The 914-nt window shown below is 63.3% G+C and carries 1 pseudogene; it reads right to left on the reverse strand.

What is annotated here, in order from left to right:
• A pseudogene (locus KCG48_RS14505) lies at positions 1–914 on the reverse strand (hypothetical protein); the annotation flags it as partial.

A 914-nucleotide genomic window follows, 5' to 3' on the forward strand; every position in this document is an offset into this window, starting at 1 on the left:
GTATAGCGCACCGTTCCGCCGGGACCTTCCAGCGCCGCCACGCGGCTGGTGGTTTCTCCGGCGCCGTCCTTGACGACAGTGAGCTTCAGGGCCTCCATCCGGAGGGACTGTCCCGTGGTTCCCGCCTCCTGGCCATCCATGACCGGCTCCTCCCAGCCAAAGGACTGGACATGGGCCTGATAGCGGACATGGTAACCTTCTGGCGCATTCATCAGCTCGATTTCCATAGCTTCGATGCGCCCATCGGCGGCGATGGCCCCCGACTCTGCGCCGTCTTCCACCCAGCCGGTCCAGCCCACGTCGGACACATGGGTGCGGTAGCGGATCTTCACCGATGCCAAAGGATCCTGCGGATCCGTCGGCACGTTGGTCAGGGCGATCCGGACCCTCTGGTATTTCAGGGCCAGTCCCGTGGTGCCGGAGACTTGTCCATCCGTTTTCCACCCCTGCCAGCCCTGATTTTCCACATAGCCGGTATACTGGACCCCCAGATCGGGCGTCAGCCCCACCGGCACATACGTCAGATTCATCTGCTGCACCGGGGTCGTCCCCACGATCCAGGTTTTCCCCGTGATCCGCCCCAGGTCATCGTAGGCCGTCCTGCCCTGGGCACCGCTCGAGAGGGTGACGCTTGTCGGCCGGTGATCCCGGTCATAGGCATAGGCCATCGTCTGGCTTCGCTGCCCTTGGATCTGGGTCAGGCTTTGCAGCTGACTGTTTTGGTCATAACGCTGGACATGCCGGCTGCCGTCGCTCCCTTCCACCTCCGTCAGGCGGTCGACCAGATCATAATGGTAGCGGTAGCGGACTCCCTGGACGACATCCTCCAGAACCCCCAGATTTCCGCTGGCATCATAGCCGTACCGGAAGCGCACGTCCTCCTGGCCCGTGGTTTCGTTCCACACCTTGGCGGC

The organism is Proteiniclasticum sediminis, assembly GCF_018128025.1.
Lineage (GTDB): Bacteria > Bacillota > Clostridia > Clostridiales > Clostridiaceae > Proteiniclasticum > Proteiniclasticum sediminis.